The organism is Psychrobacillus sp. FSL K6-2365 (assembly GCF_038003165.1).
Lineage (GTDB): Bacteria > Bacillota > Bacilli > Bacillales_A > Planococcaceae > Psychrobacillus > Psychrobacillus psychrodurans.
Genome location: NZ_JBBOOO010000001.1, coordinates 2,716,642 through 2,741,684 on the forward strand (window position 1 = coordinate 2,716,642; position 25,043 = coordinate 2,741,684).

At 36.1% G+C, this 25,043-nt stretch carries 25 protein-coding genes and 1 tRNA gene; all 26 read right to left on the bottom strand.

Translation table 11 applies throughout. The annotated features are described in order from the left end of the window. Nucleotides 1–435: 435 nt before the first annotated feature. Entirely contained in the window at nt 436–1,731 is a 1,296-nt protein-coding gene (gene hemL, locus MKY29_RS13560) for a glutamate-1-semialdehyde 2,1-aminomutase (protein ID WP_093496504.1), read from the bottom strand. Further along, entirely contained in the window at nt 1,731–2,714 is a 984-nt protein-coding gene (hemB, locus tag MKY29_RS13565) for a porphobilinogen synthase (protein ID WP_340880074.1), read from the bottom strand. Before hemB ends, hemL begins: the two co-directional genes overlap by 1 nt. Then, nucleotides 2,711–3,475: a uroporphyrinogen-III synthase gene (locus tag MKY29_RS13570; protein ID WP_340880075.1), complete on the bottom strand. Its 765-nt coding sequence runs from the start codon at nt 3,473–3,475 to the stop codon at nt 2,711–2,713. The genes hemB and MKY29_RS13570 overlap by 4 nt, the downstream gene beginning before the upstream one ends. Continuing rightward, nucleotides 3,468–4,397, bottom strand: a complete 930-nt coding sequence (gene hemC, locus MKY29_RS13575; protein ID WP_340880076.1) for a hydroxymethylbilane synthase — start codon at nt 4,395–4,397, stop codon at nt 3,468–3,470. The genes MKY29_RS13570 and hemC overlap by 8 nt, the downstream gene beginning before the upstream one ends. A gap of 19 nt (nt 4,398–4,416) precedes the next feature. Beyond that, nucleotides 4,417–5,247 carry a cytochrome c biogenesis protein CcsA gene (gene ccsA / locus MKY29_RS13580; protein ID WP_090564083.1) on the bottom strand — a complete coding sequence of 277 codons (831 nt, stop codon included), beginning with the start codon at nt 5,245–5,247 and terminating at the stop codon, nt 4,417–4,419. Nucleotides 5,248–5,326: 79 nt separating this feature from the next. Further along, entirely contained in the window at nt 5,327–6,694 is a 1,368-nt protein-coding gene (gene hemA, locus MKY29_RS13585; RefSeq protein ID WP_093496500.1) for a glutamyl-tRNA reductase, read from the bottom strand. Between the two features lie 369 nt (nt 6,695–7,063). Next, the gene (yihA, locus tag MKY29_RS13590) at nt 7,064–7,648 is read right to left on the bottom strand and encodes a ribosome biogenesis GTP-binding protein YihA/YsxC (RefSeq protein WP_090564089.1); all 585 of its coding nucleotides are present in this window, start codon (nt 7,646–7,648) and stop codon (nt 7,064–7,066) included. A gap of 2 nt (nt 7,649–7,650) precedes the next feature. Continuing rightward, a complete protein-coding gene (gene lon / locus MKY29_RS13595) occupies nt 7,651–9,969 on the bottom strand; it encodes an endopeptidase La (protein ID WP_093496007.1) in 2,319 nt (772 codons plus the stop codon). 145 nt (nt 9,970–10,114) lie between these two features. After that, nucleotides 10,115–11,383 (bottom strand): ATP-dependent protease ATP-binding subunit ClpX, encoded by a 1,269-nt coding sequence (gene clpX / locus MKY29_RS13600; protein WP_090564093.1) that lies wholly within the window; start codon nt 11,381–11,383, stop codon nt 10,115–10,117. 169 nt (nt 11,384–11,552) lie between these two features. Further along, nucleotides 11,553–12,839 (bottom strand): trigger factor, encoded by a 1,287-nt coding sequence (gene tig / locus MKY29_RS13605; RefSeq protein WP_093496089.1) that lies wholly within the window; start codon nt 12,837–12,839, stop codon nt 11,553–11,555. Between the two features lie 130 nt (nt 12,840–12,969). Then, nucleotides 12,970–13,968 (bottom strand): hypothetical protein, encoded by a 999-nt coding sequence (locus MKY29_RS13610; RefSeq protein ID WP_241596749.1) that lies wholly within the window; start codon nt 13,966–13,968, stop codon nt 12,970–12,972. 167 nt (nt 13,969–14,135) lie between these two features. Then, complete coding sequence (locus tag MKY29_RS13615; RefSeq protein WP_340880077.1) at nt 14,136–14,309, bottom strand: hypothetical protein; 174 nt, start codon at nt 14,307–14,309, stop codon at nt 14,136–14,138. Between the two features lie 348 nt (nt 14,310–14,657). After that, nucleotides 14,658–15,215: an integrase gene (locus MKY29_RS13620; protein ID WP_340880078.1), complete on the bottom strand. Its 558-nt coding sequence runs from the start codon at nt 15,213–15,215 to the stop codon at nt 14,658–14,660. 176 nt (nt 15,216–15,391) lie between these two features. Further along, on the bottom strand, nt 15,392–15,634 hold the full coding sequence (locus MKY29_RS13625; RefSeq protein WP_340880079.1) for a KGG domain-containing protein: 243 nt from the start codon (nt 15,632–15,634) through the stop codon (nt 15,392–15,394). Nucleotides 15,635–15,796: 162 nt separating this feature from the next. Next, nucleotides 15,797–16,462, bottom strand: a complete 666-nt coding sequence (locus MKY29_RS13630) for an HAD family hydrolase (RefSeq protein ID WP_093496010.1) — start codon at nt 16,460–16,462, stop codon at nt 15,797–15,799. A 203-nt stretch (nt 16,463–16,665) separates the two neighbouring features. Further along, nucleotides 16,666–18,132, bottom strand: coding sequence for an alanine/glycine:cation symporter family protein (locus tag MKY29_RS13635; RefSeq protein ID WP_340880080.1), 1,467 nt, complete (start codon nt 18,130–18,132; stop codon nt 16,666–16,668). Nucleotides 18,133–18,169: 37 nt separating this feature from the next. Further along, entirely contained in the window at nt 18,170–19,765 is a 1,596-nt protein-coding gene (locus MKY29_RS13640) for an amidohydrolase (RefSeq protein WP_340880081.1), read from the bottom strand. A 484-nt stretch (nt 19,766–20,249) separates the two neighbouring features. Beyond that, nucleotides 20,250–20,399: a hypothetical protein gene (locus tag MKY29_RS13645; RefSeq protein ID WP_340880082.1), complete on the bottom strand. Its 150-nt coding sequence runs from the start codon at nt 20,397–20,399 to the stop codon at nt 20,250–20,252. A gap of 227 nt (nt 20,400–20,626) precedes the next feature. Beyond that, nucleotides 20,627–20,700, bottom strand: a tRNA-Arg gene (locus MKY29_RS13650). Nucleotides 20,701–20,785: 85 nt separating this feature from the next. After that, on the bottom strand, nt 20,786–21,283 hold the full coding sequence (locus tag MKY29_RS13655; protein ID WP_340880083.1) for a metallophosphoesterase family protein: 498 nt from the start codon (nt 21,281–21,283) through the stop codon (nt 20,786–20,788). A gap of 8 nt (nt 21,284–21,291) precedes the next feature. Further along, entirely contained in the window at nt 21,292–21,894 is a 603-nt protein-coding gene (locus MKY29_RS13660) for an XTP/dITP diphosphatase (protein WP_340880084.1), read from the bottom strand. Between the two features lie 126 nt (nt 21,895–22,020). Beyond that, nucleotides 22,021–22,818: a glutamate racemase gene (gene racE, locus MKY29_RS13665; protein WP_340880085.1), complete on the bottom strand. Its 798-nt coding sequence runs from the start codon at nt 22,816–22,818 to the stop codon at nt 22,021–22,023. A gap of 10 nt (nt 22,819–22,828) precedes the next feature. Then, nucleotides 22,829–23,284, bottom strand: coding sequence for a MarR family winged helix-turn-helix transcriptional regulator (locus tag MKY29_RS13670; protein WP_090564107.1), 456 nt, complete (start codon nt 23,282–23,284; stop codon nt 22,829–22,831). Nucleotides 23,285–23,362: 78 nt separating this feature from the next. Then, nucleotides 23,363–23,587: a helix-turn-helix domain-containing protein gene (locus tag MKY29_RS13675; protein ID WP_416235939.1), complete on the bottom strand. Its 225-nt coding sequence runs from the start codon at nt 23,585–23,587 to the stop codon at nt 23,363–23,365. Nucleotides 23,588–23,648: 61 nt separating this feature from the next. After that, the gene (locus MKY29_RS13680; RefSeq protein ID WP_340880086.1) at nt 23,649–24,101 is read right to left on the bottom strand and encodes an acyl-CoA thioesterase; all 453 of its coding nucleotides are present in this window, start codon (nt 24,099–24,101) and stop codon (nt 23,649–23,651) included. 163 nt (nt 24,102–24,264) lie between these two features. Then, the gene (gene sdhB / locus MKY29_RS13685) at nt 24,265–25,041 is read right to left on the bottom strand and encodes a succinate dehydrogenase iron-sulfur subunit (RefSeq protein WP_090564113.1); all 777 of its coding nucleotides are present in this window, start codon (nt 25,039–25,041) and stop codon (nt 24,265–24,267) included. Between the last annotated feature and the right edge of the window lie 2 nt (nt 25,042–25,043).

The following is a 25,043-nucleotide window of genomic DNA, read 5'->3' on the forward strand; positions in this document are numbered from 1 at the left end:
ATTCTGATTAGATTACTTTTCGTAAGTAATTATATTTTAGTAATCTTTTTATGTCAATTATCTTAGACTAAAAGAGCCCTGCAACTAATGCAAGGCTCCGATTTCTATTTAGTTGAGTCAATTTCATAATTACTTGTTTCATTTAAAAATACGAATGTTTACTTAATATCGCAATATGTTATTCGTTTTTTAAAAGCGATCCCGTTGATTGGAGTGGCAGGCGGCGACTCCAGCGGGAACAGCGCGAGCTGAAAGCCCCGCAGGAAAGACATTGGTCGAACTTTGTTTGACCAATGTCTTTGCGACGAGTAACCGCAGGAGCATATGTTTTCGTAGTGACGAGGATATTGAAGCCGTGCCCGCGGAAAGCGTCCGCCTAGAGCGGAAATCAGCGTTGTTCGGATTTAACTATATAATATTCTTTATGAAATTGATTTAGTTGTTAGATAATTTTTCGAAAACTGTATGGAACGCTTGAATTGTTTTCTCTATATGTTCAACGGTATGGGCACTTGAAAGGAATAATCCTTCAAACTGAGAGGGTGGTAAATAAATCCCTTCCTCTGCCATAAGTCGGAAATACTTAGCGAATAATTCTAAATCAGACGTTTTTGCTGTATCGAAGTTAATCACATCTTCATTTGTTAAGAAGAAACCAATCATTGAACCAGCACGGTTCACTGTATGTGGAATATTATATTTTGATGCTGCTTCTCGGAAACCTTTTTCCAGTATATCGCCTAGCTCAATAAAATAATCATACGATTGTTCGTTTAAACGGGTTAAAGTTTCATATCCGGCAGTCATCGCTAATGGATTACCTGAAAGTGTTCCAGCTTGATATACAGGACCAGCAGGTGCGATCATTTCCATAATCTCACGTTTACCACCAAAAGCCCCTACTGGAAGTCCTCCACCAATTACCTTGCCTAAACAAGTTAAATCAGGTGTAATACCATAATATCCTTGTGCACAATTGTAGCCTACACGGAAACCAGTCATTACCTCATCAAAAATTAACAATGTTCCATTTTTTTCAGTTAGTTCGCGGAGTCCTTCTAAGAACCCTTCAACTGGAGGAACAACACCCATATTACCCGCAACCGGCTCAACGATTACCGCTGCTAAATCATTACCAAAGTTTTCAAATACATGGCGTACGCTTTCTAAATCATTATACGGTACAGCTATTGTGTTTTTAGCAATAGACTCAGGTACACCTGGGCTATCTGGTAATCCAAGTGTTGCAACACCTGATCCAGCTTTAATGAGTAAGCTGTCGCCGTGACCGTGATAACTACCTTCAAACTTCAAAATTTTGTTGCGTCCTGTATAACCACGAGCTAAGCGAAGAGCACTCATGGTTGCTTCCGTACCAGAAGAAACCATACGAACCATCTCAATAGATGGAACACGCTCCATCACTAATTTAGCTAATTTAGTTTCAATTAAAGTAGATGCTCCAAAGCTTGTACCTGTTTCAGCAACTTGTTGGATAGCCTTCACTACATTTGGTTCCGTATGCCCTAAAATTAGAGGACCCCAAGAAAGAACGTAGTCAATGTATTCGTTACCATCGATGTCTGTTAAAATAGCACCTTTTCCACTTTCCATAAAAATAGGATCCATATCAACTGATTTAAATGCACGTACAGGGCTGTTTACACCACCTGGCATTAACTCTTTCGCTTCTGTAAATGCTTGTTTAGACTGCTCATAAGATTTTGTCATTATTTCCCCTCCAACCAACGGGCAACATCTTTAGCATGATAAGTTAATATCATATCTGCTCCTGCACGTTTCATTCCTGTTAGTGTTTCAAGCACTGTTTCTTTTTCGTTGATCCAGCCATTAATAGCTGCTGCTTTTACCATTGCATATTCTCCGGATACATTGTATGCAACAATCGGAGTAGCAAATGTATTTTTTACATCTCGAATAATATCTAAATATGATAATGCCGGTTTGACAATAAGGAAGTCTGCTCCCTCTTGTACATCAGATGAAGCTTCACGTATAGCTTCCATTCGATTCGAATAATCCATTTGGTATGTTTTGCGGTCACCGAATTTTGGTGCTCCATCCGCTGCTTCACGGAAAGGTCCGTAATATGCGGATGCATATTTTACTGCATAAGACATGATTGGCACATCCTTATACCCAGCTTCATCTAAACCAAGACGAATTGCAGCAACAAAGCCGTCCATCATATTAGAAGGAGCTATAATATCGGCGCCAGCTTCCGCCTGGCTAATTGCCGTTTTCGCTAACAAATCAAGGGAAGGATCATTTAAAATACGTTCATTTTCATCCACTACACCACAATGACCGTGGTCTGTAAATTCACAAAGGCATGTATCTGCTATAACTACTAGCTGTGGATGACGTGCTTTAATTTGACGAATTGCTTTTTGTACAATTCCGTGGTCATGATAAGCACCAGTACCAACTGCATCTTTTTCAGCCGGAAGTCCGAATAAAATAACAGATGGAATTCCTAAATTCACTACTTCATCTACTTCTTCATCTAAACGATCAAGGGAGAATTGAAATACACCTGGCATGGAAGGTACTTCGTTTTTGATATTGTCGCCTTCCATCACAAAAATAGGATAGATTAAATCTTCCTTATGTAGATATGTTTCCTTTACCATTGCTCGAATTCCAGCTGATTGTCTTAAACGACGGTGACGTTGAAAAACTAATTCAGTCATTGCACTCTTCCTTTCCATTCCGCTAATTTAACGATGACATCACTTAAAGTGTAAGTATCTGGCATAACCTGCACAGAAACCTTTTTAGATTCTAAAAATTTTTTTGTAATATGTCCGATTGCACACACTGTGATATTTTCATACCCAAAGGAGGCGCCTATACTTCGATGAAAAAACTCGGCAGTCGAAGGACTCGTGAAGATAATAGAACAACTTTCCTCACTCATTAATAGCGTTTTTATTAATTCCTTATTTTCCTCTAACTCTACTGTTTCATAGATAGTCAATTCATCTACATCATTTTGCAGCCCTGCTGTTATTGTATCTTTCGCAAGATTACCTTTAACAAATAAACAGCGGTCCGTTAAGGATGCTACTGTTGGAAATTCCCGAACAAAAATATCCGCACTAAATGTAGATGGGGTAAAATCAACGGATAATCCCAAATTTTCAATGGCATTCGCTGTTTTAGTACCAACTACTGCAATTTTAGCCGTAAAAAAACTTGCATCTAACTGATATTTTACCATTTTCGAATGAAATGCCTCTACACTACTTTGACTAGTAAAAATAAGCCAGTCATATGAGTTAAAACTCTGTAATAAGTCTAAGTCACGAGGACTAACTATCTCCTTTGTAGCAATCATTGGAGCGATTACTGCACTCCCACCATATCTTTTCACAAGATCTGATGCTTCCGATGATCTTTGAATGCCCGTAAAGATGACATTCTCTCCTAACAAAGGAGTATTATTAAACATTCAAATCTGCCTTCACTTGTTGGATTAAATCGTATGCTCCTTGTTCAGTCACGATACGTGCTAGTTCCTTCCCAAGTGCATCTGCATTTGTACCAGTTAATATTTCTTTATATACGATAGATGCATCCGGTGCTGCTATTAATCCCGTCATCGTAATTTTATCGTCACTGATTGTTGCATGTCCAGCTATTGGCACCTGGCATCCACCATCCATTGCAGCTAAAAATGCACGCTCGGCTTCCACTGCAACCCATGTATCATGATCAGATAGCTTTGATAGCTCGTCGATTAACTCTTTATCATCCGCTCGGCACTCAATTGCAAGAGCTCCTTGTCCAACTGCTGGTATGCAATCCTCCACAGACAAATATTCTGTTACTACTTCATCACTCCAGCCTAGACGCTTCAACCCCGCTGCTGCTAATATAATCGCATCATATTCGCCATCTTGTAATTTTTGCAGACGAGTATCTACATTACCACGAATCCATTTAATCTCAATGTCTGGGCGCAATAATAATAGCTGGGCACTTCTTCTTAAACTACTTGTCCCAATTACTGCTCCTTTTGGAAGATCAGCAAATTTCACATGGCCTGTTGATATAAAAGCATCACGTTCATCCACACGTTTTGGTGTACATCCCATGACTAAACCTTCTGGTAACACAGATGGCATATCCTTCATACTATGCACAGCAAAGTCGATTTCTTTGTCGTAAAGTGCCTGTTCTATTTCTTTAACAAAAAGGCCTTTCCCACCAACTTTAGAAAGTGTAACATCTAAAATCTGGTCGCCCTTTGTTACAATCTCTTTCACTTCAAACTCAAAAGGAGCTCCCATATCTTTCATTTGTTGAATAAACCAATTAGTTTGAGTTAAAGCTAACTTACTTCTTCTAGATCCTACAATAATTTTACGCATAACTTAACGCGTCCTTTCTTTAATACCAAATATGGAATTGTGATAATTGACTACCTAATAAGAAATTTATCAAAACAAACAAAAAAGCATAAATATGTATCCACGCATAATTCGTCCCTTTAATCTTTGCAGATTTTCTTATTAATAAAACAAGAATATAAATTACTAATACTATAAAAGAATTGACAATCTTAATATCGTAGAGTGGAAAAGCATCTAAAGATATATATGCCCATTCTAACCCAAGAACTAAACTTACAAACAATAATGGGATTCCCGTTAAAATTGACAGACTCATACCATTTTCAGCTTGTTGAAGAGAAGGTAAACGAGTAAATTGGTTCGTCCATTTTTTCTTCTTTAACACTTTATATAGTATTAAATATAATGTCGAAAAAACAAATGCTAAAGCAAAAGCTGCATACGCTAATAACGCAAACATTATATGAATGAATAATAACTCTGATTTTAGGTTATCCCCGACCAACGACTGTGCCATTGGATTTGGAGCAAACGTATGAATTGTCATAAAAATAAAACCAATCAAGTTCAAAAAGAATGCAGGTAGATCCAATTTAAATACCAGTTGTAAAACAAGAGAAAGCATGATAATCAACCAAGCATAAAAATAGATTCCTTCAAACAACGAAAGTATTGGAAAACGTTTCATCTCCATCATATACATGATTAAGAAGATTGTTTGTAAAGTACCAACCGCAAAAAGTAACCACACAGCTAGTCGATGTGCCCTTAGATCCTTATGTAAATAATCAATAAAATAAAAGACAAGGCTTATAGCTTGAAGAATGACCATAATCTCATGAAGCCTTGTCATCGTCAGATCAGTCATAACATTCTCCTTTTACATAGTAAAAAGGCGTTTATTATATCTATTTGTCTCCATACAGATATAAAAACGCCTCCTTTACTTAGTTATATAATAGATTTCCTTTTAAATTTTTCGACTCAATTAATTGTTGTTTTAAATTGATTTTCGCTTTTTCAGCTTGCATAGCTACTTCCTTTTGCACATCCTCTTCTATCCCAAAAATTTGTTGGAATAGTTGAAGCTGAGCTGATGGATCTTTAGCTACAGACAGTTCTTTCGCTTGTAAAATTGGTTCTTTTAAAAGCTGGTTTACGATCGATTTTGTATGCTTACTTAAAATTTTGCGTTCACGATCCGTTAAATTTGGCATTTTATTTTCAATAGAAGCCATTGTTTCTGCTTGAATAGTATTCGCTTTTTGACGAAGTGCTGCAATAATTGGAACAACTCCAAGCGTAGTTACCCAGTCATTGAATTGTTCTATTTCTGTATCGATCATTTGATTGATTTGCTGAGCTGCACGTTCTCTTTCAGCTAAGTTAGCTTCCACAATTCCTTGTAAATCATCAATATCATATAAAAATACATTCGGAAGATCACCAATACGCGGATCTAAATCGCGCGGTACAGCTATATCTACCATGAATAATGGTTTGCCTTTACGAAGACGCTCTACAAACTGCATTAGTTCAAGGTCAATCACAAATTCAGTTGAACCCGTTGAACTAATAAGGATATCTGCCTCTAATAATGCACATTGAAGCTCGTCCATCGGTTTTGCATTGCCATCGAATTTAGAAGCAAGCTCCTTCGCTTTTTCAAAAGTACGATTAATGACCGTTACTTTTTCTGCTCCACTACCATGTAGATTTTGAATTGCAAGCTCGCCCATTTTACCAGCGCCTAAAATAACAACATGCTTGTGGTTTAATGAGCCAAATATTTTCTTCCCTAACTCAACCGCAGCGTAAGAAACGGAAACAGCATTCTCTCCAATCGCAGTCTCTGCATGTGCACGTTTCGCAAAAGTTACTGCCTGCTTAAATAATTGATTGAAAATAGTACCTGTAGTTCCGTTTTCTTGTCCATTTAGAAAGCTTTTCTTCACTTGCCCTAATATTTGTGTCTCACCAAGTACCATTGAATCGATGCCCGCTGTAACACGGAACAAATGATTATTCGCTTGGTCATCCTCGTGAACAAATAAATAGGTAGATAAATTTTCTAATGGAATATCAAACCAGTTTGCTAAAAATTGTTTCACATAGTATTTACCAGTGTGTAGTTGATCAACTGTTGCGTAGATCTCCGTACGATTACAGGTAGATACGATGACATTTTCTAATATACTTTTTTGGTCTTGTAATGCTTGCATCGCATTCGGTAACTCCGCTTCGACAAACGACAGTTTTTCTCGAATTTCGACAGGAGCAGTACGGTAATTGACACCAACCACGATTGTATGCATGGAATATGTCTCCCCTTCACGTTCATTTCATAAGTCCAATTATATCATAGCTTTCCGCTAGTTCCTTGTATATTTGTGAACAACATATGAAATCTTAATTAGAATTATTATAAATTAATAATACCAAACACATTCACACAATTCAAACGTTCTGATTCAAATAAAAAAAGTGGAATAATTCAAAAAATAAAGTCGAATATAAGGTTGTTATTCCCTTATTGAGGAGTTTTTAACCTTATATTATATGTAGTATTAAAAGCCGCAGTATCACCGCTTTATGGAACTGAAAATTATAATGTTATTTAACAATAAAAAGCGAGCTCCTAAACGACAGGTCGCTCTGGGAACTCGCTTGAAATACAAATAATATTAAAGAATTCTACTTTCGATTTCAGCCCATGCTGCATCAAAGCCCAATCCTGTTTCTGAAGAAAAAACGATTAGCGGATCTTCTTTATCCATTTGAAGTTCTTCTTTTACTATCTTCTTATGCTTATCCCATTTACCTTTAGGAATTTTGTCTGCTTTTGTTGCGATCACAATACATGGGATATTATAATGCTTTAAAAAATCATACATCATGCAATCATCAGCTGTTGGTGGATGTCTTAGATCAACGATCAACACTACAGCTTTCAATATATTACGTGAAGTAAAATAAGTTTCGATCATTTTACCCCATGCAGCACGTTCTGTTTTAGATACTTTTGCGTATCCGTAACCAGGAACATCCACAAATATCAATGCTTCCTCCAATTGATAAAAGTTCAACGTTTGCGTCTTACCTGGTTTTGAAGAAATCCTAGCCATGCTTTTTCGACCAATCATTTTATTGATAAAGGATGATTTCCCTACATTTGACCGTCCAGCCAAAGCTATTTCAGGTAAGTCCCCTTCTGGATATTGCGCTGGTCTTACAGCACTAATTAGTAATTCTACATTATGGATTTTCATTATTATGCCTCCTCTAGAGCCAGTTGAAGCACCTCTTCAGCATCGGAAACAAAATGGAATGTTAATACTTCGCGAACACTTTCTGGTATATCTTCAATATCGCGCTCGTTATCTGACGGACAAATAATTGTCGTCAAACCTGCACGATGTGCACTTAGTGTCTTTTCTTTTAAACCACCGATAGGTAATACTCGACCTCTTAATGTAACTTCTCCTGTCATACCAACTTCACGTTTTATAGGACGCTTAGATAGCGCGGAGACAAGAGCAGTAACAATTGTAACACCTGCGGAAGGACCATCCTTTGGAACAGCACCCTCTGGTACGTGAATATGGATATCATTACTTTCATAGAACTTTGGATCAATTCCAAAATCCTCCGCTTTTGAACGCACATAGGACAATGCTGTTTGTGCAGATTCCTTCATCACATCTCCGAGCTTACCTGTTAATTGAAGTTTTCCAGTTCCAGCTGATAACGAAACCTCAATTTGTAGAGTATCTCCTCCTACTGATGTATAAGCGAGACCCGTAGCAACTCCAATTTGATTTTCTGTTTCAGCTTGTCCGTACCGGAATTTTCGTTTACCAATAACGTCTTCTAGATTTTTTGTTGTAATCGAAACTCTTTTTTTATCACCTGATACAATTTGAAGTGCAGCTTTACGACAAAGATTTGCTAGTACCCGTTCCAAACTGCGAACCCCAGCTTCTCTTGTATAGTGGCGAATTACATCCAGTAATGCATCATCTTTAAGCTGTAGCTGACTTTTCGTCAAACCATGCTCTTTCAACTGTTTTGGTAATAAATGATTTTTGGCAATAGATAGCTTTTCAATTTCCGTGTATCCAGCAATCGAAATAATCTCCATGCGGTCACGAAGTGGACCAGGGATAGTACTTAAATCATTTGCTGTAGCGATGAAAAGGACATTTGATAAATCATACGTCTCTTCGATATAATGATCACTAAATGTATTATTTTGCTCAGGATCTAAAACTTCTAGCATTGCTGCAGAGGGATCCCCTCTAAAGTCGTTCGACATTTTATCGATTTCATCTAGTAAAAACAATGGGTTAATCGTTCCCGCTTTTTTCATCCCTTGAATTATACGTCCAGGCATAGAGCCTACATATGTTCTACGATGACCTCTAATTTCCGATTCATCCCGTACTCCCCCGAGTGAGATTCGTACAAAATTACGTCCTAAAGACTCCGCAATTGATTTAGCTAAGGAAGTTTTACCAACACCAGGAGGACCTGCTAAACATAGAATTGGACCTCTTAAGGATTTCGTCAACTGTCTTACAGCCAAATATTCTAGCACACGCTCTTTAACAGACTCCAATCCATCATGATCTCTATCCAGTATTTTTTCAGAACGTTTTATATCTAATTGATCTTCTGTCGCTTTAGTCCATGGAATAGAGACAATCCAATCGATGTAATTGCGTATTACGCCACTTTCTGGTGCCTGTGAAGGAAGCTTTTCATAGCGGTCTAATTCCTTTAACACATTTTTTTTCGTCACTTCAGGTAGACCAGCTTCGTCAATACGTTTTTTTAGTTCAGCAACTTCACCGGTCTTACCTTCTTTATCTCCAAGCTCCGTCTGAATCGCTTTCATCTGCTCACGTAGATAGAACTCTTTTTGTGTTCTTTCCATCGCATGCTTAACCCTTGTATTTATTTTCTTTTCTAGGTCTAATATTTCTTGTTCATTGTATAAACGAGCGATTAGCCATTCTAATCGTTCTTTGACATCCATTATTTCTAAAATTTCCTGTTTACCAGAAATTTTTAAAGGTAAATGAGAAGCAACCATATCTGCTAAACGACCTGGTTCTTCAATATCAGTAACTGAATTGAACGTTTCTTCGGATACACTCTTAGATGATTTTGAATATTTTTCAAAATTATGTACCAGCGTACGCATGAGTGCTTCGTCTTCCTGATCTGCTTTTTCTGGTTCAATAAATGCAGTTACAGAAACTTCGTCAAAAGTATCAAGACGATTAAAATCATCCCAAATAGCACGTTGCAATCCTTCTACTAAAACTCGCATTGTACCATTTGGCAATTTTACCATTTGTTTTACTTTTGCAATTATACCAACATCATAAAGATCTGACATCTCAGGTTTTTCCAAGGTCATATCTCTCTGAACAGAAAGGAATAACTTTTCCTCCCGAATCATTGCTTCATTAAGTGCATCGATAGAGCGTTCACGCCCCACATCCACATGTAAAATCATTGTAGGATAAACTAGTAAACCTCTTAGAGGTAGTACTGGATAATATATTTCTTTTTCTTTAGCCATTTGGGTAGTCACCTCCAGCTTATTCTGTCCGAATAATTCATTAATAATGCTTCTTACAAAAAAAGTTCCTATTATGTTGAAAAAGCTGACATCCTTGCATGCGCTAAGCACGCGCAGATTGGAAGCCAGCTTTGTCAATGGCTAGTTAAGCCGATGTTTTTTCATTATCTTTTTCTAATTCTGTGCCATCCGCTAATAACAGTTTAGGTTTGGCTTTATCTGTAATAGATTCTTTAGTTATTACACATTCTACAATATCTTCTCTTGAAGGTAATTCAAACATTACATCAAGCATGATATTTTCGATGATAGAACGAAGACCACGAGCACCAGTTTTACGTTCTATCGCTTCTTTAGCAATAGCTTCTAAAGCACTATCTTCAAATGTTAACTTCACATTATCCAACTCAATCATTTTTTGATATTGCTTAGCAAGAGCATTTTTCGGCTCTGTCAGAATTTGAACTAGCGCATTCACGTCTAATTGCTCTAAGCTAGCTAGTACTGGTAAACGTCCGATGAATTCTGGTATCAAACCAAACTTCAATAAATCCTCAGGAATTAGTTGAGAAAGTACCGAACCTTCTGCAACTTCCACTTTGTTAGGATCCGCTCCGAAACCAATTACTTTTTCGCCTAAACGACGTTTAATGATTTGTTCGATACCATCAAAAGCTCCACCTACAACGAATAAAATATTCGTTGTATCGATTTGTAAAAACTCTTGATGAGGATGCTTACGACCACCTTGTGGAGGAACGCTTGCAACAGTACCTTCTAATATTTTTAGAAGTGCTTGTTGTACACCTTCACCAGAAACATCACGTGTAATAGATGGATTTTCAGATTTCCGAGCAACTTTATCTATTTCGTCAATATAAATAATTCCTTTTTCAGCACGTTCGATATCATAGTCAGCCGATTGAATTAGTTTTAAAAGGATGTTCTCAACATCTTCCCCTACATATCCTGCTTCTGTTAACGATGTTGCATCTGCAATTGCAAATGGCACGTTTAGAATTCTTGCAAGTGTTTGTGCTAGTAATGTTTTACCACTACCAGTTGGGCCTATTAATACTATATTAGATTTAGCTAATTCTACTTCATCAATTACACTGTTGGAATTGATGCGTTTGTAATGGTTATAAACAGCAACTGCAAGTGATTTTTTTGCTCGTTCTTGACCAATTACATATTCATCTAAAATAGCTAAAATTTCTTTTGGTTTTGGAACTTCTTTAAATTCTACTTCTTCTTCAATTCCTAGCTCTTCTTCTACAATCTCAGAACAAAGGTCGATACATTCGTCACAAATATATACGCCTGGTCCTGCCACTAACTTACGAACTTGTTCTTGTGGCTTACCACAAAAAGAACATTTTAAATTCCCTTTTTCATCATTGAATTTGAACAAAATATTCACCCCTATTCAAGCAATTATGTTACAAGATTCTCATCAAGTAATCAAATAATACGTTTAAGTATGTTTTTTAAAAATAAAATGCTATGTATATGATAGAACAAGGCACAGTTTTAAGTGCTGTACCTTGTTCTATTTGTATTAAAACCGAATTGATTTGAAATTAAGAAATTTTAGCGTTATCTACTAAGAATTCAACTGTTTTTGCAAAGCGTAGATCGTTTGCAAGTACGTCAGTACTACCTAGTGCACGCTTAATATCTTCAATCGTCATATTGAATTGTGCGCTCATTTTTTCTAGCTCTGCATTGATATCTTCTTCAGAAGCTTCGATGTTTTCTTGTTTAGCAATTGCTTCAAGAGTTAATGAAACTTTTACGCGATTATTAGCATCTTCTGTCATTTGAGAGCGTAATGCTTCTTCATCTTGACCAGAGAATTGATAGTAAAGATCTAAGTTCATACCTTGTTGCTCTAAACGTTGACCAAATTCTTGTAGCATGCGGTCAGTTTCAGATGCGATCATTGCTTCAGGAATATCAATTGTTGCATTTTCAGCAGCAGCTTCAACTAATGTATCACGAAGTGTTTGAGCAGCTAATTGTTTTTTCTCTTCAGCAGTTACTTCTTTAAGTTTAGCACGTAATGCGTCGATACCTTCTACTTCAGCATCTACTTCTTTAGCAAAGTCATCATTAAGTTCAGGAAGTTCTTTACCTTTAACTTCTTTAACAGTTACTTTAAAAGTTGCAGCTTTACCAGCTAATTCAGCAGCATGATACTCTTCTGGGAATGTTACTTCCACATCTTTAGCATCTCCAGTTTTTGAACCAACTAATTGTTCTTCAAATCCTGGGATAAATGAATTAGAACCAATTTCCAATGGATAATCTGTTCCTGCTCCACCTTCAAATGCAACTTCATCAACGAATCCTTCGAAGTCGATTACAGCAGTATCACCTTCAACGATTGCATCTTCTTTTACAACTAATTCAGCTAAACGATTTTGTTGGCTTTGTAGTTGCTCATCGATTTCTTCGTCAGTTACTGATTCTTCTAATTTTGTTACTTCAAGACCTTTATAGTTACCTAGAGTTACTTCTGGTTTTACAACAACTTTAGCAGTGAAAACTAAAGGCTGTCCTTTTTCCATTGTTACTACATCGATTTCTGGTTGATCTACTGGGTCAATTCCAGCGTCTTCAACAGCATGACCATAAGCATGAGGAAGAATGATATCTAATGCATCTTGGAATAATGATTCTACTCCATACATTTTTTCGAACATTTGACGAGGCATTTTCCCTTTACGGAAACCTGGTACGTTAATTTGTTTAACTACTTTTTTAAAAGCTTGATCTAACCCTTTTGCTACTTCTTCTGCAGTAACTTCTACAGTAAGTAAACCAGTATTACCTTCTTGTTTTTCCCATTTCACAGTCTGATCCATTGACATATATTCTACCTCCAAATAATAATTTACAATAATTTAGCAGCCTGCATACACTGATACAGCGCAGTTTTTCACTAATTATATTGACAACTTGTATATTATAGCATAGATGACTAGAGTTTCAACATTATTCACAACTCAAAACTTCTAATGATTCTTCTAGTACTATAAGCAATTTAAAGAACTCATCCGACTGCAATTCACTATTACCAAATAACACATCCACATATTCAATATATCTGTTAGCTACTATTTCATTAGTATATCCTACCCAGTCAAACGGAAACAAGGTATAAGCATGTCGATGAACCATTTCCAACGTCATTTGAAGCTTAGTTGGATCTTTTTCTAACGCGTTCTCGATAAATCGTTTTATAGGTTCTACTCGATCAACTGCAGTACGTTCTGGTGGTGCTGTTGGAATAACTGTTTCTTTAAAACCAAATTTTTCAACGGTTACTTCATTGTTCACTCCAGCGGCGCCAAGTAGTAAAAGCGCAAGTGATTTAATAGTAGGGATTATATCTGAGCTTTCTATTATAGTGATGATTTCCCTAGTTATATCCTTAATATCTGTTTGAAATGCCTCTTGTAATAACTGTTCTTGCCTGCCATATGGTAGTGTTTTGAAATTACTAAGCTCAAATAGATCAGTGTCAAAGTTAGTTTGCATGTCTTCATCAGTAGAATATGTAGTATCTGTTAACAACTTGATGCTCAGTTCTTTTAACTGTTTAAAATTTTTCTTTTGTTGAAAAGTATATGTCGAATCTTTCATTAATCCATTTAACACTTCGTTTAATTGTTTGTATTCCTTTAAATCAAGTAATATCGTCAAATATAATTCTATTACTTGCTCAAAAAAAGGGGATTTTTTTTCATAAAGAGTTTCACAAATTTTCTTCGCATCTTTAGCCCTACCTGTTTCTAATAAAGAAAGTATGTAAACACTTTGTACCATATCACTAAGTTCTTTATATTTATTTGCCTCATCTAAACAAGCGACTGCTTGTACAAAATTATTCTCTTCAGCGAATTTTAGCCCATTTTCTATATAATTTTCGACCATTCCTGGAAATAAAATGACGTTTTCATCCTTTAAAATTGGATGACCCTTTTTTTTCAATATAACTCGCCACCTTCACTAGCTTATCTATGTACTTTATTATATATACTATAGCATTTTTTCTGTGTACACAGATACAATCTGTGTTGGGAAATTTTAATACAACAAAAGAGATACGCCTAATCGGCAATAAATTAGGGGCATCTCTTTACATCTTATATAAATAATTATTGACGCAAGCCACCGTCTTCTTCTGTACTAATCGTATCTTCTTTATAATTCCCATCTCCTCGTCGTTCTTTATCGTTTTCTTTTCTTTTCTCTATTTCTTCGATTTTACTTGGTTGCTCTTGTGTAGTGTTAGGATCTTCAGAGTATCGCTTTTCATTTTGGTAAGACATATTAATCTCTCCTCTTTTCGAAATTATATTTTGTGATAGTAATAAGGTTCCCTATCTTTACGGTTATAAACAATTTAAACTATCTTTTATAAGAAAACGAGGCTTGCACAGAAGTAGAAATTTTATTGGATAAGGAGAAACCTTTACTAAATAATGAATATTTAATAAAATTGATTGGAATGGAGGGGCGACTCTTACGGGAATAGCGTGACGCCTGAACTACAGGCTCTGGCCACGCCCGTGGAAAGCGTCCCTGGAATGGAAATCAATTTTGTGCACAGCAAAAAAACAGCATTTTTCTCACAAAGAAAAATGCTGTTTTGGGGTTCTGTCCCAGCCACGTTTGAATTACGCAGTTTTTTCGTTTAGGTTTTCTAGCTGATTCTCGTATAATTTTAAATCCTCTAAATACAGTTTTTGATATGATTCTAAGCTTAGTTTTTTTACTAATCTAAAAGTAGATTGATGAACCAGATTATATTTCTGGTTAACTTGTTCTGCATTAACCCAAGCTGTTTGTTCAAATGTAATATTCATTTCATGTTCCTCTATAAGCATAGCTAGCAAGGACCTATCATTATAGATTTCACTTAAAATATATCTTTTTTTCGTCTGAAAAATTTCAATCGTGCGTTCCAAGGATTCAAGTAATGCAAGTCGATCCGCAGCGTGTCCTAGTTCGTGAATTGTTAACACTTTTATAAATGATTCTAACGAAATAGATGTATGAGTTTCCTCCCATGAACTTAGTAAGCGTTCAAAATCCACCCCTATATAGTTGCCAATAAAGTTGTAACTCATGTTTACGCCAGAATGGTCTTGTCTTAATTCCAAATTTATCTTAACTGTATCCATAACAGATTTGATAATCTCTTCAATATAGTCATTAGTGTATATACTCAACATTTAGTTTTTTGACTGCTCCTTACTATCTTAGGTTTTACTTCTTCAACAAGATACACTATAGGATAATAGGAATATGATTTCAATTGAAAAGTTTCAGGAAAATAAAAAGATGCACAAAGCCACCTTGACTTTGTGCATCTTTTTATTTGCTATTTAGTTTTTTTGCATTTTAGGTTTTAACTATTGATCGAGTTATAATCGTCTTCGTTTCTCTTTTTGTCTTGTCCATCAGTTTCTTCCTGATTCTTTTTGTCAAAGTCATTTTGTTTGTTCCGAGCTTCTCCGCCCTTACGACCTATTTCTTCATAAAACTCATTTTCACGATTATTGGAGGTTGCTTCCCCGCCGTTACGTCCCGCTTCATTGACTGACTGATTTGGATTGTTGTTTCTGTTGCGATTGTCCTGGTTGTTTGGCATTCTAATAATTCCTCCTTTAATTTTTTTGAGCTTCATAGGCTCACTATCTAGTTTCCCGGTTGTAAACGAAATAAACATAAAAATTAATTTTACTAAAAAAAGAGCTTGGAGAATCATCCAAACCCTTTTTACTATAGCCCCTTTTGAAAGGGTGTCACACATTTATTTACAGAATAATAATTGATTGAATTGTTCTACTGTATCGAAGTAATATTTAGACTCCTTTTTCATTTGGTCCTTGATTTCAGGAATTATGTGAGACCACCCAGCTGCCGCAAAATCTACATTACAACTTCTTGCCATCTCCATCCCAGGTTTAAGGTCATCTAACATTAATGCCTCAGTTTCTTGAAGATTAAAGCGTTTCAAAATTTCCTTTATGGGGTAAGGATGTGGTTTTCTTTGATGTTCAGGAAGTTCCCATCCAAAGGTTGCATCTGGCACAAATCCACAATGAATAGAATAATCTCTTTCAATTCTATTTCTCTCAGAATGAGAAACAACCGTCACAATACCACCTTGTTTTTTAAATTCTTGAATTGTCTCCGCAAAAAGTTCATAAAAATCTGGCACAGTTGATTGGGTATATTTTTTCCATACCACTTGCTGATGCTCTTGCTCTTCCTCAGTGAATTTAATAATGTCTTTACATAAAGAAGAAAAACCTGGATTGAAACAGTACCTAACGAACTCATCAAGTGTAATAGCCTTCTCATTTGGTCGTACATTTGTAAGAGCTTCAACAAATGATGGATAATGTATTCCAGGTGTACTTTTTACGGCAGTATCATCGTGATCTAAGATTAAACATTTATATTTTAAAGCCATAATATCCTCCTATAAGCCTTCATAGCCTCTTGTTTAAGTTAATGATTACACAGTCTCATATTTATTCTAACATAAATACCTAGTGCGAAATTATAGAGGCAACCCATTTTCACAATATTAAACGAATACTCAACAATAACATTAACTGAGCCAAGAAAAAGACAAACCGCATATTCAACGATTTGTCTTTGTTTTTTATATAACTATTTACTACTTTCTTTCTTCACTTTATCCTCGTAAAACACACTAAAATTAGGATCAACAATTCCTATATTTAAGTATCTGGCTTTGTAGTCTCGAAGAAGTTCGAAGAATTTTTTGCTTAAGAACAAAATAACTAATAGGTTAACAAATGTGGGGATTGCTGTCGTTATATCTGCAAAATACCAAACTGCTTTTCCTGGCATATCATTCATTACCGCGTAGATTACCATTAATGAACCCGGAATTGGATATAGCCATTTGAACAGCGTTAATATTTTATACTTTAATGCAAGTTTTTTTTCATTATTAAATACATGTCTTAACAATATTTCATAATACGTGTACCAGCCTGTAGAAGTGGTTAGTCCGAATAAGAATATCGAAATCGTAATAATATTTCTACCAAACTCACCAATTCCGATTTCAAATGCAGACAATGTTAGAGCCGCACCATCCAAACCTGAAGACCATGCGCCTGTTATGATAATAGTAAATGCAGTGATAGAACATACGATAATCGTATCTGCGAATACCTCCATCGCTCCCCACATTCCTTGTTTCACAGGGTGGGCAGTCTTTGCAGTAGAATGTATCATTGGAGAAGTTCCCCAACCAGCCTCATTACTATATACTGCACGAGCAACTCCCATACGAATCACCTGAGCAATTGCCGCTCCTGTGAATCCCCCAACTGCTGCCATTCCCGAAAAAGCACTATCAAAAATTAAAGAAAAGACAGGAATGATTTCAGAATAATTTTTAAAAATGATAAATAGGCCTGCAATCACATAGAACAAACACATAAAAGGAACTAACAAAGAAGCAATCTCACCTATCCGTTTGATACCACCATAAATAATAATATAAATAATAGTCAAATAAATAAATGAGGCAGGAATCATTCCAATATCAAACGTAGAGCTAACTGCTTCTGAAATTGTATAGTTTTGAAGTGTGATGAAAAATGTAGTGAAAATACCTAAGCCGAATAATATTGCTGGTACCTTCCAATACTTGAAATTCTTTTCCTCTCCAAGCCCTTTTTCCATATAATAAGTTGGTCCGCCATATGGGTTACCCTTTTCATCTGTATTTCGGTAATACACGGATAAGGTTACTTCCACTGTTTTCGTGATCATACCAAGTAGAGCGGTGATCCACATCCAAAATACTGCTCCAGGTCCCCCAATTGCTATGGCCGTTGCAACACCACCTATATTTCCTACCCCTACGCTTCCACCAATGGCAGTAGCCACAGCTTGAAATGGTGTTAATATACCTTTTGTAGCCTCTGATTTATCTTTTTTACCAAACATTTTCCCAAATGTTTCTTTAAAAATATGCGGTAAATAACTAAACTGAAAAAGTTTACTTCCAATTGTAAAATATATTCCTACAAAAAGGACAGTAAATATTAGTGGTAATCCCCATAACCAACCAACAATCGTTTCCAGTATTGTATCCAAAAAATTAACTCCTCTCCGTTTTCTGATTCTTGATTCTTTACCTTTGGTACCTTATTTCTCCTCCAATTACGGTCATTTCCGTTTCGGTTGTCAATAATTCGTCGGGATTTTCCATGCGAAAAGGGTCATGAGATAAAACGGTCATATCTCCTAACTTACCTCGTTCTAATGTTCCCTTTAAGTTTTCCTCATTGGTTGCATAGGCCCCCCCCACTGTGAATAAGTGAAAAGCTTCATACATAGATAATTTTTCCTGCGCATTATATCCAGCATGGGTTTCTCCAGCCTTCTTTCTTGTTACAGCTGCATGAATACCTAATAAAGGATTTAGCGATTCAATAGGAGCATCAGAGCTTCCTGCACTTATTACCCCTTTATCTAGGAGACTTTTAAAAGGATACGCAAAACCTGCTCTTTGTTTTCCGAGTCTATCCTCAATCCAAGGATAATCACTAGAAACAAATTTAGGCTGCAGATCAACTATTCGATGAGGACTTTTTAGTCTTTGGATTAAATGTTCATTTAATATTGAAACATGAATGAGCCTATCACGATATTTGGTAGGTTTAAATTGATCTAGAATATCAAGAACCTCAATAAGTGCTTGGTCTCCAATTGTATGTATTGCTACTGGCATATCTTGCAGTCTAATGTTACGTATTAGTTGGAATAAGACCTCTTTATCGTACATCGCATTTCCAACATTATTCGGATCATCCTGATACGGCTCCGATAAATGAGCTGTTCTCCCACCTAGCGCTCCATCCGCAAATAATTTTATAGCTCCTATTCTAACGTTATCATTTCCATATCCTGTGCTCATTTCGGTGTTCTTCATTTCCTCTAAATAATCATAATCTATTAACAGATTACTACGAGGTCCAACTCGATCATGATTGATAAGTTCATCAAATAACCTATATGTCTGTAACGCACCTCCAAGATAATTCGGATCATTAGTGTGAATACTTGTTAAACCTAAACTAGTAGCTTGTTTCAAGCCCGCTTGCAAGGCACTTTTTAATTGCTCATAGCTTTTTTCTGGAATATGCTTTGAAATGATTGTTGATGCAGTTTCTAACAATAAGCCATTAGGTTTTTTCGTAATAGGATCTAGTACGATTGTTCCACCATAGGGAATGTTCATATCTGAGTGGTAGCCACATATTTTCAAAGCCCTGCTATTGACCAAAAAAGCATGTCCACAAATTCGAGGTAAATAAAGTGGCGTATTCAACGAAACTTTATCTAACTCTTCAATAGACGGAATTCTTCTATTTGGAAAAACATTTTCATCCCAACCCCTACCTAAAATCCATTCACCCGGTTTCATATTAACTGCCCATTTCTTGATAGAATCCAATAATTCATCTGTAGTTTTTACATTAGTAAGATCCAGTTCTTGAGAATTGATACCAACACTCGAAATATGCAAATGACTATCTATTAAGCCGGGCACAACAGTCCTACCTTCCAAATCGATAATTTTAGCTCCATCTCTCCCCCATTGTAGTTGAATCTCTTCATTTGACCCCATATCTACGATTCGTTCATTATTCATATAGATGGATTGAACAACTGGTTCCTTCGGATTCATCGTGTATATCTGTCCATTTATAAAAATAGTTTTCATATTCTTCTCCTCCCCCTTAGTTATATTTATTATAAAATAAGCTATTCATAAATTAAATATAATTTTTAGATATATCTTAATATTCCGTCTTTTTAAAAAAGTATATGAGGTCTAGAAAAAATGTAGAACAAGTCGATACTTTAGACTTTGGAAACATATAATAAACGCAAAAAACACTAAGAAAGTTTTTATGGAAAATTTGTTTGTTTACTCCTTCAAAAACTATAAAGGTTACCGTCAAGGATTATCTCTTCCACGAAAGAGAGAAATCATAGGAATTCAAAAGCTTAACTCTTTTTCTCTTTTGAGGCTCACTTTAAATATTCTTTTAGTAATACAAAAATCATACTTAATAAAATAGAAAGGAGCCCTTAGACAAAGGACTCCTAGAATTTGCTGAATCAACTACGTTCAAAAAGATTTTCCGTTCACAATTGTTTTGCTCACTTTTAGCAGATGAACGACTTGTATATTTTCTTTCATATTATTTATCTGTTTGTTCTTGCTTCTTTTTCAAGTACTCGACACGTATTTTTTCAAGTTGCTGCTTTTTATCAAATTTGGCAGGCTTATGTTTTTCATGATACTTTGCCACAGCTTGCTTACCTTTGGTATCCAATTGATATTTCCCCACTTTGTTCACCTACTTTTCTTTCCTTAAAGAGAATCTATCCAACAAATATAATATACCTTATTTTACTGTAGTAAACAAAAATCCTCCATTCGATTGATTTGGAAGATAATATCGGTACTATATTCACTTAACTTCAAGGGTAATAAAAAAGGGATTCTGCATTGATGACCGAAGCCCCAACCGAATCCCTTTTCTCACAAACAGTTTATGTATGTATTTATTTAGTATGTCCCAGGAGGGATTCGAACCCCCGACCGACGCCTTAGAAGGGCGTTGCTCTATCCAGCTGAGCTACTGAGACAAGTACTCCCCCACCTAAACTGATAGGAAAGACAAGATTTATTATATAATGATAATGAAGTTAAGTCAACACTATTTCTAAAAATTTATAAAGTTACTTTTTCAAGCATTATATGTTCAGCAGAATAAAAAGAAACTGCCCAGGAATTACCTTTATTTTCAGCTATTGCGTAGCTTTTTTCTTTACGTCCACGAGGTTGCTGTAGGCTACCAGGATTGATAAATAAAATACCTCCTTGCATTTCTGCTCCTAATAAATGCGAATGACCAAAGCATACTACTGAGGCTTGTACTTCCTGCGCTCGATAAAAAAGGGGCATTAATGTTGATTTTACATTATATTTATGACCATGAACTACAAGTACTTTTAAATCTTGGACAGTAAACAATTCCTCTAGAGGAAACCGATCATCCATATCGCAATTCCCACGAACAACACGGATAGGGGTATTATAGAAGTAACTAGCATTTAACTCACTATCTCCACAATGGATAATCGCGTCCACTTCCTGTTGATGTTGTTCAATAACTTGTTCCATTAAATTAGTTGCACTATGCGTATCACTCATTATTAGTAACTTCATTACCTCACCTATCCTTCAGAAATTATTTCTTTTAGGCCCAATGAAAGTTTTTTTATAGCGTTGCCACGATGGGATATAGCTCCCTTTTGCTCAGCTGTTAGTTCTGCCATCATTTTTTGTTCAGATGGAACATAAAATATTGGGTCGTATCCAAAACCATTCGTTCCTTTTCTTTCAGTCCCAATTACTCCTTCACACGTTCCTCTAACAGTGAAAGGTTCTTTGTTTGGGGATGCCACGGCAATTGCACATACGAACCTTGCCGTTTTTTCCGATTCTTTGATACCTTCAAGCTCTTTTAATACCTTATCTATATTGTCATCATCATTTTTCTCTTCACCTGCATAACGGGCAGAAAAGATGCCTGGGCGTCCACCAAGTGCATCAATCTCCAAACCACTATCATCTGCAATAACCATTGTTTGTAAGTGATTTGCTAGGGAAGTAGCTTTTAGTATTGCATTTTCTTCAAAGCTTGAGCCTGTTTCTTCAATATCCATTTCTTCTGCGACATCATGGAGTGTTTTCACTTCATATCCTAAAGGGTTAAACAAAGCTTCAAAGTCTTTGGCTTTTCCTATATTTTTAGTAGCAATAATGATCTGTTTCATTTTATATCTCGTCCTTTTTCTTTTATTTTTAAAAGCCAGCTAACCAAACTGGTAAGTAGCTCCTTTTAATGTTCCCCTGCAAGCAAAAGAAGACCCCGCTATTCGAGGATTCTCAAGCTAACAGGGTCATTTAAATGAAATTGTTCGAACATCTGCACTTTGTATTTCCAACCATTTCTCTACGATTGTTTTAAATATAGGTACAGAGCCGGTCGTAAAAAATATTGGTGTTTCTTTATGTTTAATCGGATTATTTAGTTCATGGTAGTTTAAATATTCTTTTACATCATGAGCAGTTTCTTCAGCGGAAGAAAGTACTTTTACATGATTCCCAACTGCCTCTTCAATATGCTTTTGCAAAAGTGGATAATGCGTACAGCCTAAAATGACGGTATCAAATTGCTCTCTCTTAAGTGGCGCTAATTTTTCCATCACCATATTTCGAGCAAATTCGCCTTCGTATTCATTGCTTTCTACAAGTGGTACGAACGTGGGGCATGCCAATGGAATTACTTTACTAGACGTATTTAAAGAAGCAATAGCTTTCTCATACGCACCACTTTTAATAGTACCGCTTGTACCTAGCACTACTATTTCATTACTTTTTGTTGCTTTAATCGCCGCTCGGGCACCCGGGAAAATTACTCCTATAACCGGAAAAGGCATCTTATTACTTAAAGAGTTAAGTGCCACTGCTGTTGCTGTATTACACGCAATTACAAGCATTTTGATATTCATTTTCGCCAAAGCATTAGCCAATTGCCAGGTAAATTTCCGTACCTCTTCGCTAGTTCTAGGACCGTACGGGCATCTGGCTGTGTCGCCAATGTAAATTATTTTTTCATTCGGTAGTAATTGCATAATTTCTTTCGCAACTGTTAACCCACCTACTCCAGAGTCTATAACACCAATTGGGGCATTCACGTCTAATTCCTCAGTTCTTCATCTCTTGATGTAGTTTTTCTAATAATATAGATAAATTAGCAACTTCAACTTGATCGAAATGTTGAAGTACATCCTCTAAATATTGCTGTCGTTTGTCGATAACCTCTTCTATAATTCGTGCGCCCTCTTCTAACAAATGTATACGAACAACACGACGGTCTTGTTCATCCCTTATACGCTTTACAAGGTCACTTTTTTCCATACGATCAATTAAATCCGTCGTTGTACTAAAAGCTAAATACATTTTATTGGATAAATCTCCGATAGTCATATCACCAAGTTCTAGTAGCCATTGAAGTGCTACAAACTGTGGAGGTGTAATAGTGTAGGTACTTAAAATTTGTCGCCCTTTTTGTTTAATGATTCCAGATATATGTCGAAGCTCTTTTTCTAAAAAAGCGACTTGATCCTGATCTAATATTGTCTTATTTATATCTTCTGCCATCTATTCCTTCACTCCTCAAAACAATAACCTACTTTCTATTATTGTGACGTGTTATGAGGAAAATGGCAAGGATTCATATCAATTCAGCGATAGTTCACCTAATCGTAATAATTCTACAATCGCTTGTGACCTACCCGAAACTCCTAATTTTTGTATTGTATTTGAAATATGGTTCCTAACTGTTTTCTCACTTATCGATAACAATGCTGAAATTTCCTTCGTAGAATTATCTTCTACTAGTAACTGAAAGATTTGACGCTCTCTATTTGTCAAAATCGAACGATGCTGATTATTGTCGTACAATGCCATAGCCCCCTATCCACTCTCCTACTAACGTATGTAGCACAGGGATGGTAGGTGACGGCTAGTTAATACTCTTTTGAAAAACTTCTTTTTCCTCGTCAGACCATTTTGCAGCACGACCAGTTTTCTTATTAATTTGAACAATAGATCCACGGCCAATAAAGACAATTTCACTTTTTTCGTTCTTTGCCATGTAATGAATATCCACAGAGGATGAACCAACAGAATTTGCTTTTACATATATGCGAAGCTTCTCATCAAAGAATACTTGTTTTACATAATCACATTGCAAATCAGCGACTACTGGAATTTTTTCTCCTTTTGGATTTAACCAGTCATTCATGAGTTGAATATGCTTGAAGTATTCAATTCGTGCATACTCAAAATAAGCAAATGTAACCGTATTATTCAAATGTCCATACATATCCGTTTCTGAAAATCGCACACTAACCTCTGAATAAAACTGGAAATCCTGTTCCCATATCGCAATATCTTCTATGTATTTAGCCTTCATAATTAAAACTCCCCCTAAAATGAATGAATATTCATTTATTGTAACAGAGAAAGAAAAAATCTGCATAGAATAATAATATTCTACACAGATTTTCTTATAGCATTTATTGTCAGGCTTCAGCTCAAAGCTTGTTGCAACATACCAATATGCTTACGCATTTCTATTAATCAACCATACGGTCGCTTCCAAAGAAGTCTTTGAACATTTGAACAGTAGTGTCACGATTCAATGCAGCGATAGAAGTTGTAAGTGGAATTCCTTTTGGACAAGCAACAACACAGTTTTGTGCGTTACCACAGTTTGCAAGGCCACCGTCTCCCATAATTGTATTTAAACGCTCATCCTTATTCATAGAACCTGTTGGATGTGCATTAAATAAACGTACTTGTGAAAGTGGTGCTGGTCCCATAAAGTTAGAACCACTGTTTACATTTGGACATGCTTCAAGACATACACCACAAGTCATACACTTAGAAAGTTCATATGCCCATTGACGTTTACGTTCTGGCATACGAGGACCTTCACCAAGATCATATGATCCATCGATAGGAACCCATGCTTTTACTTTTTTCAAAGAATCAAACATACGTGTACGGTCTACTTGAAGATCACGTACAACCGGGAATGTTTTCATTGGTGCCAATCTGATTGGCTGTGTCAATTGATCGATCAAAGCCGAACAAGATTGACGCGGACGACCATTGATAACCATTGAACAAGCTCCACATACTTCCTCTAAACAGTTCATATCCCAAGTTACAGGAGTTGTAGCTTGGCCATCCACATTTACCGGGTTTTGACGTATTTCCATCAAAGCAGAAATAACGTTCATATTTGGTCGATAATTTACTTCGAATTTTTCCCAAAATGGTTCTGATTCAGGTGTATTTTGACGTAGTATTTCAAACTGTACTTTTTTTGTTTCAGTTGCTGTTACCATTA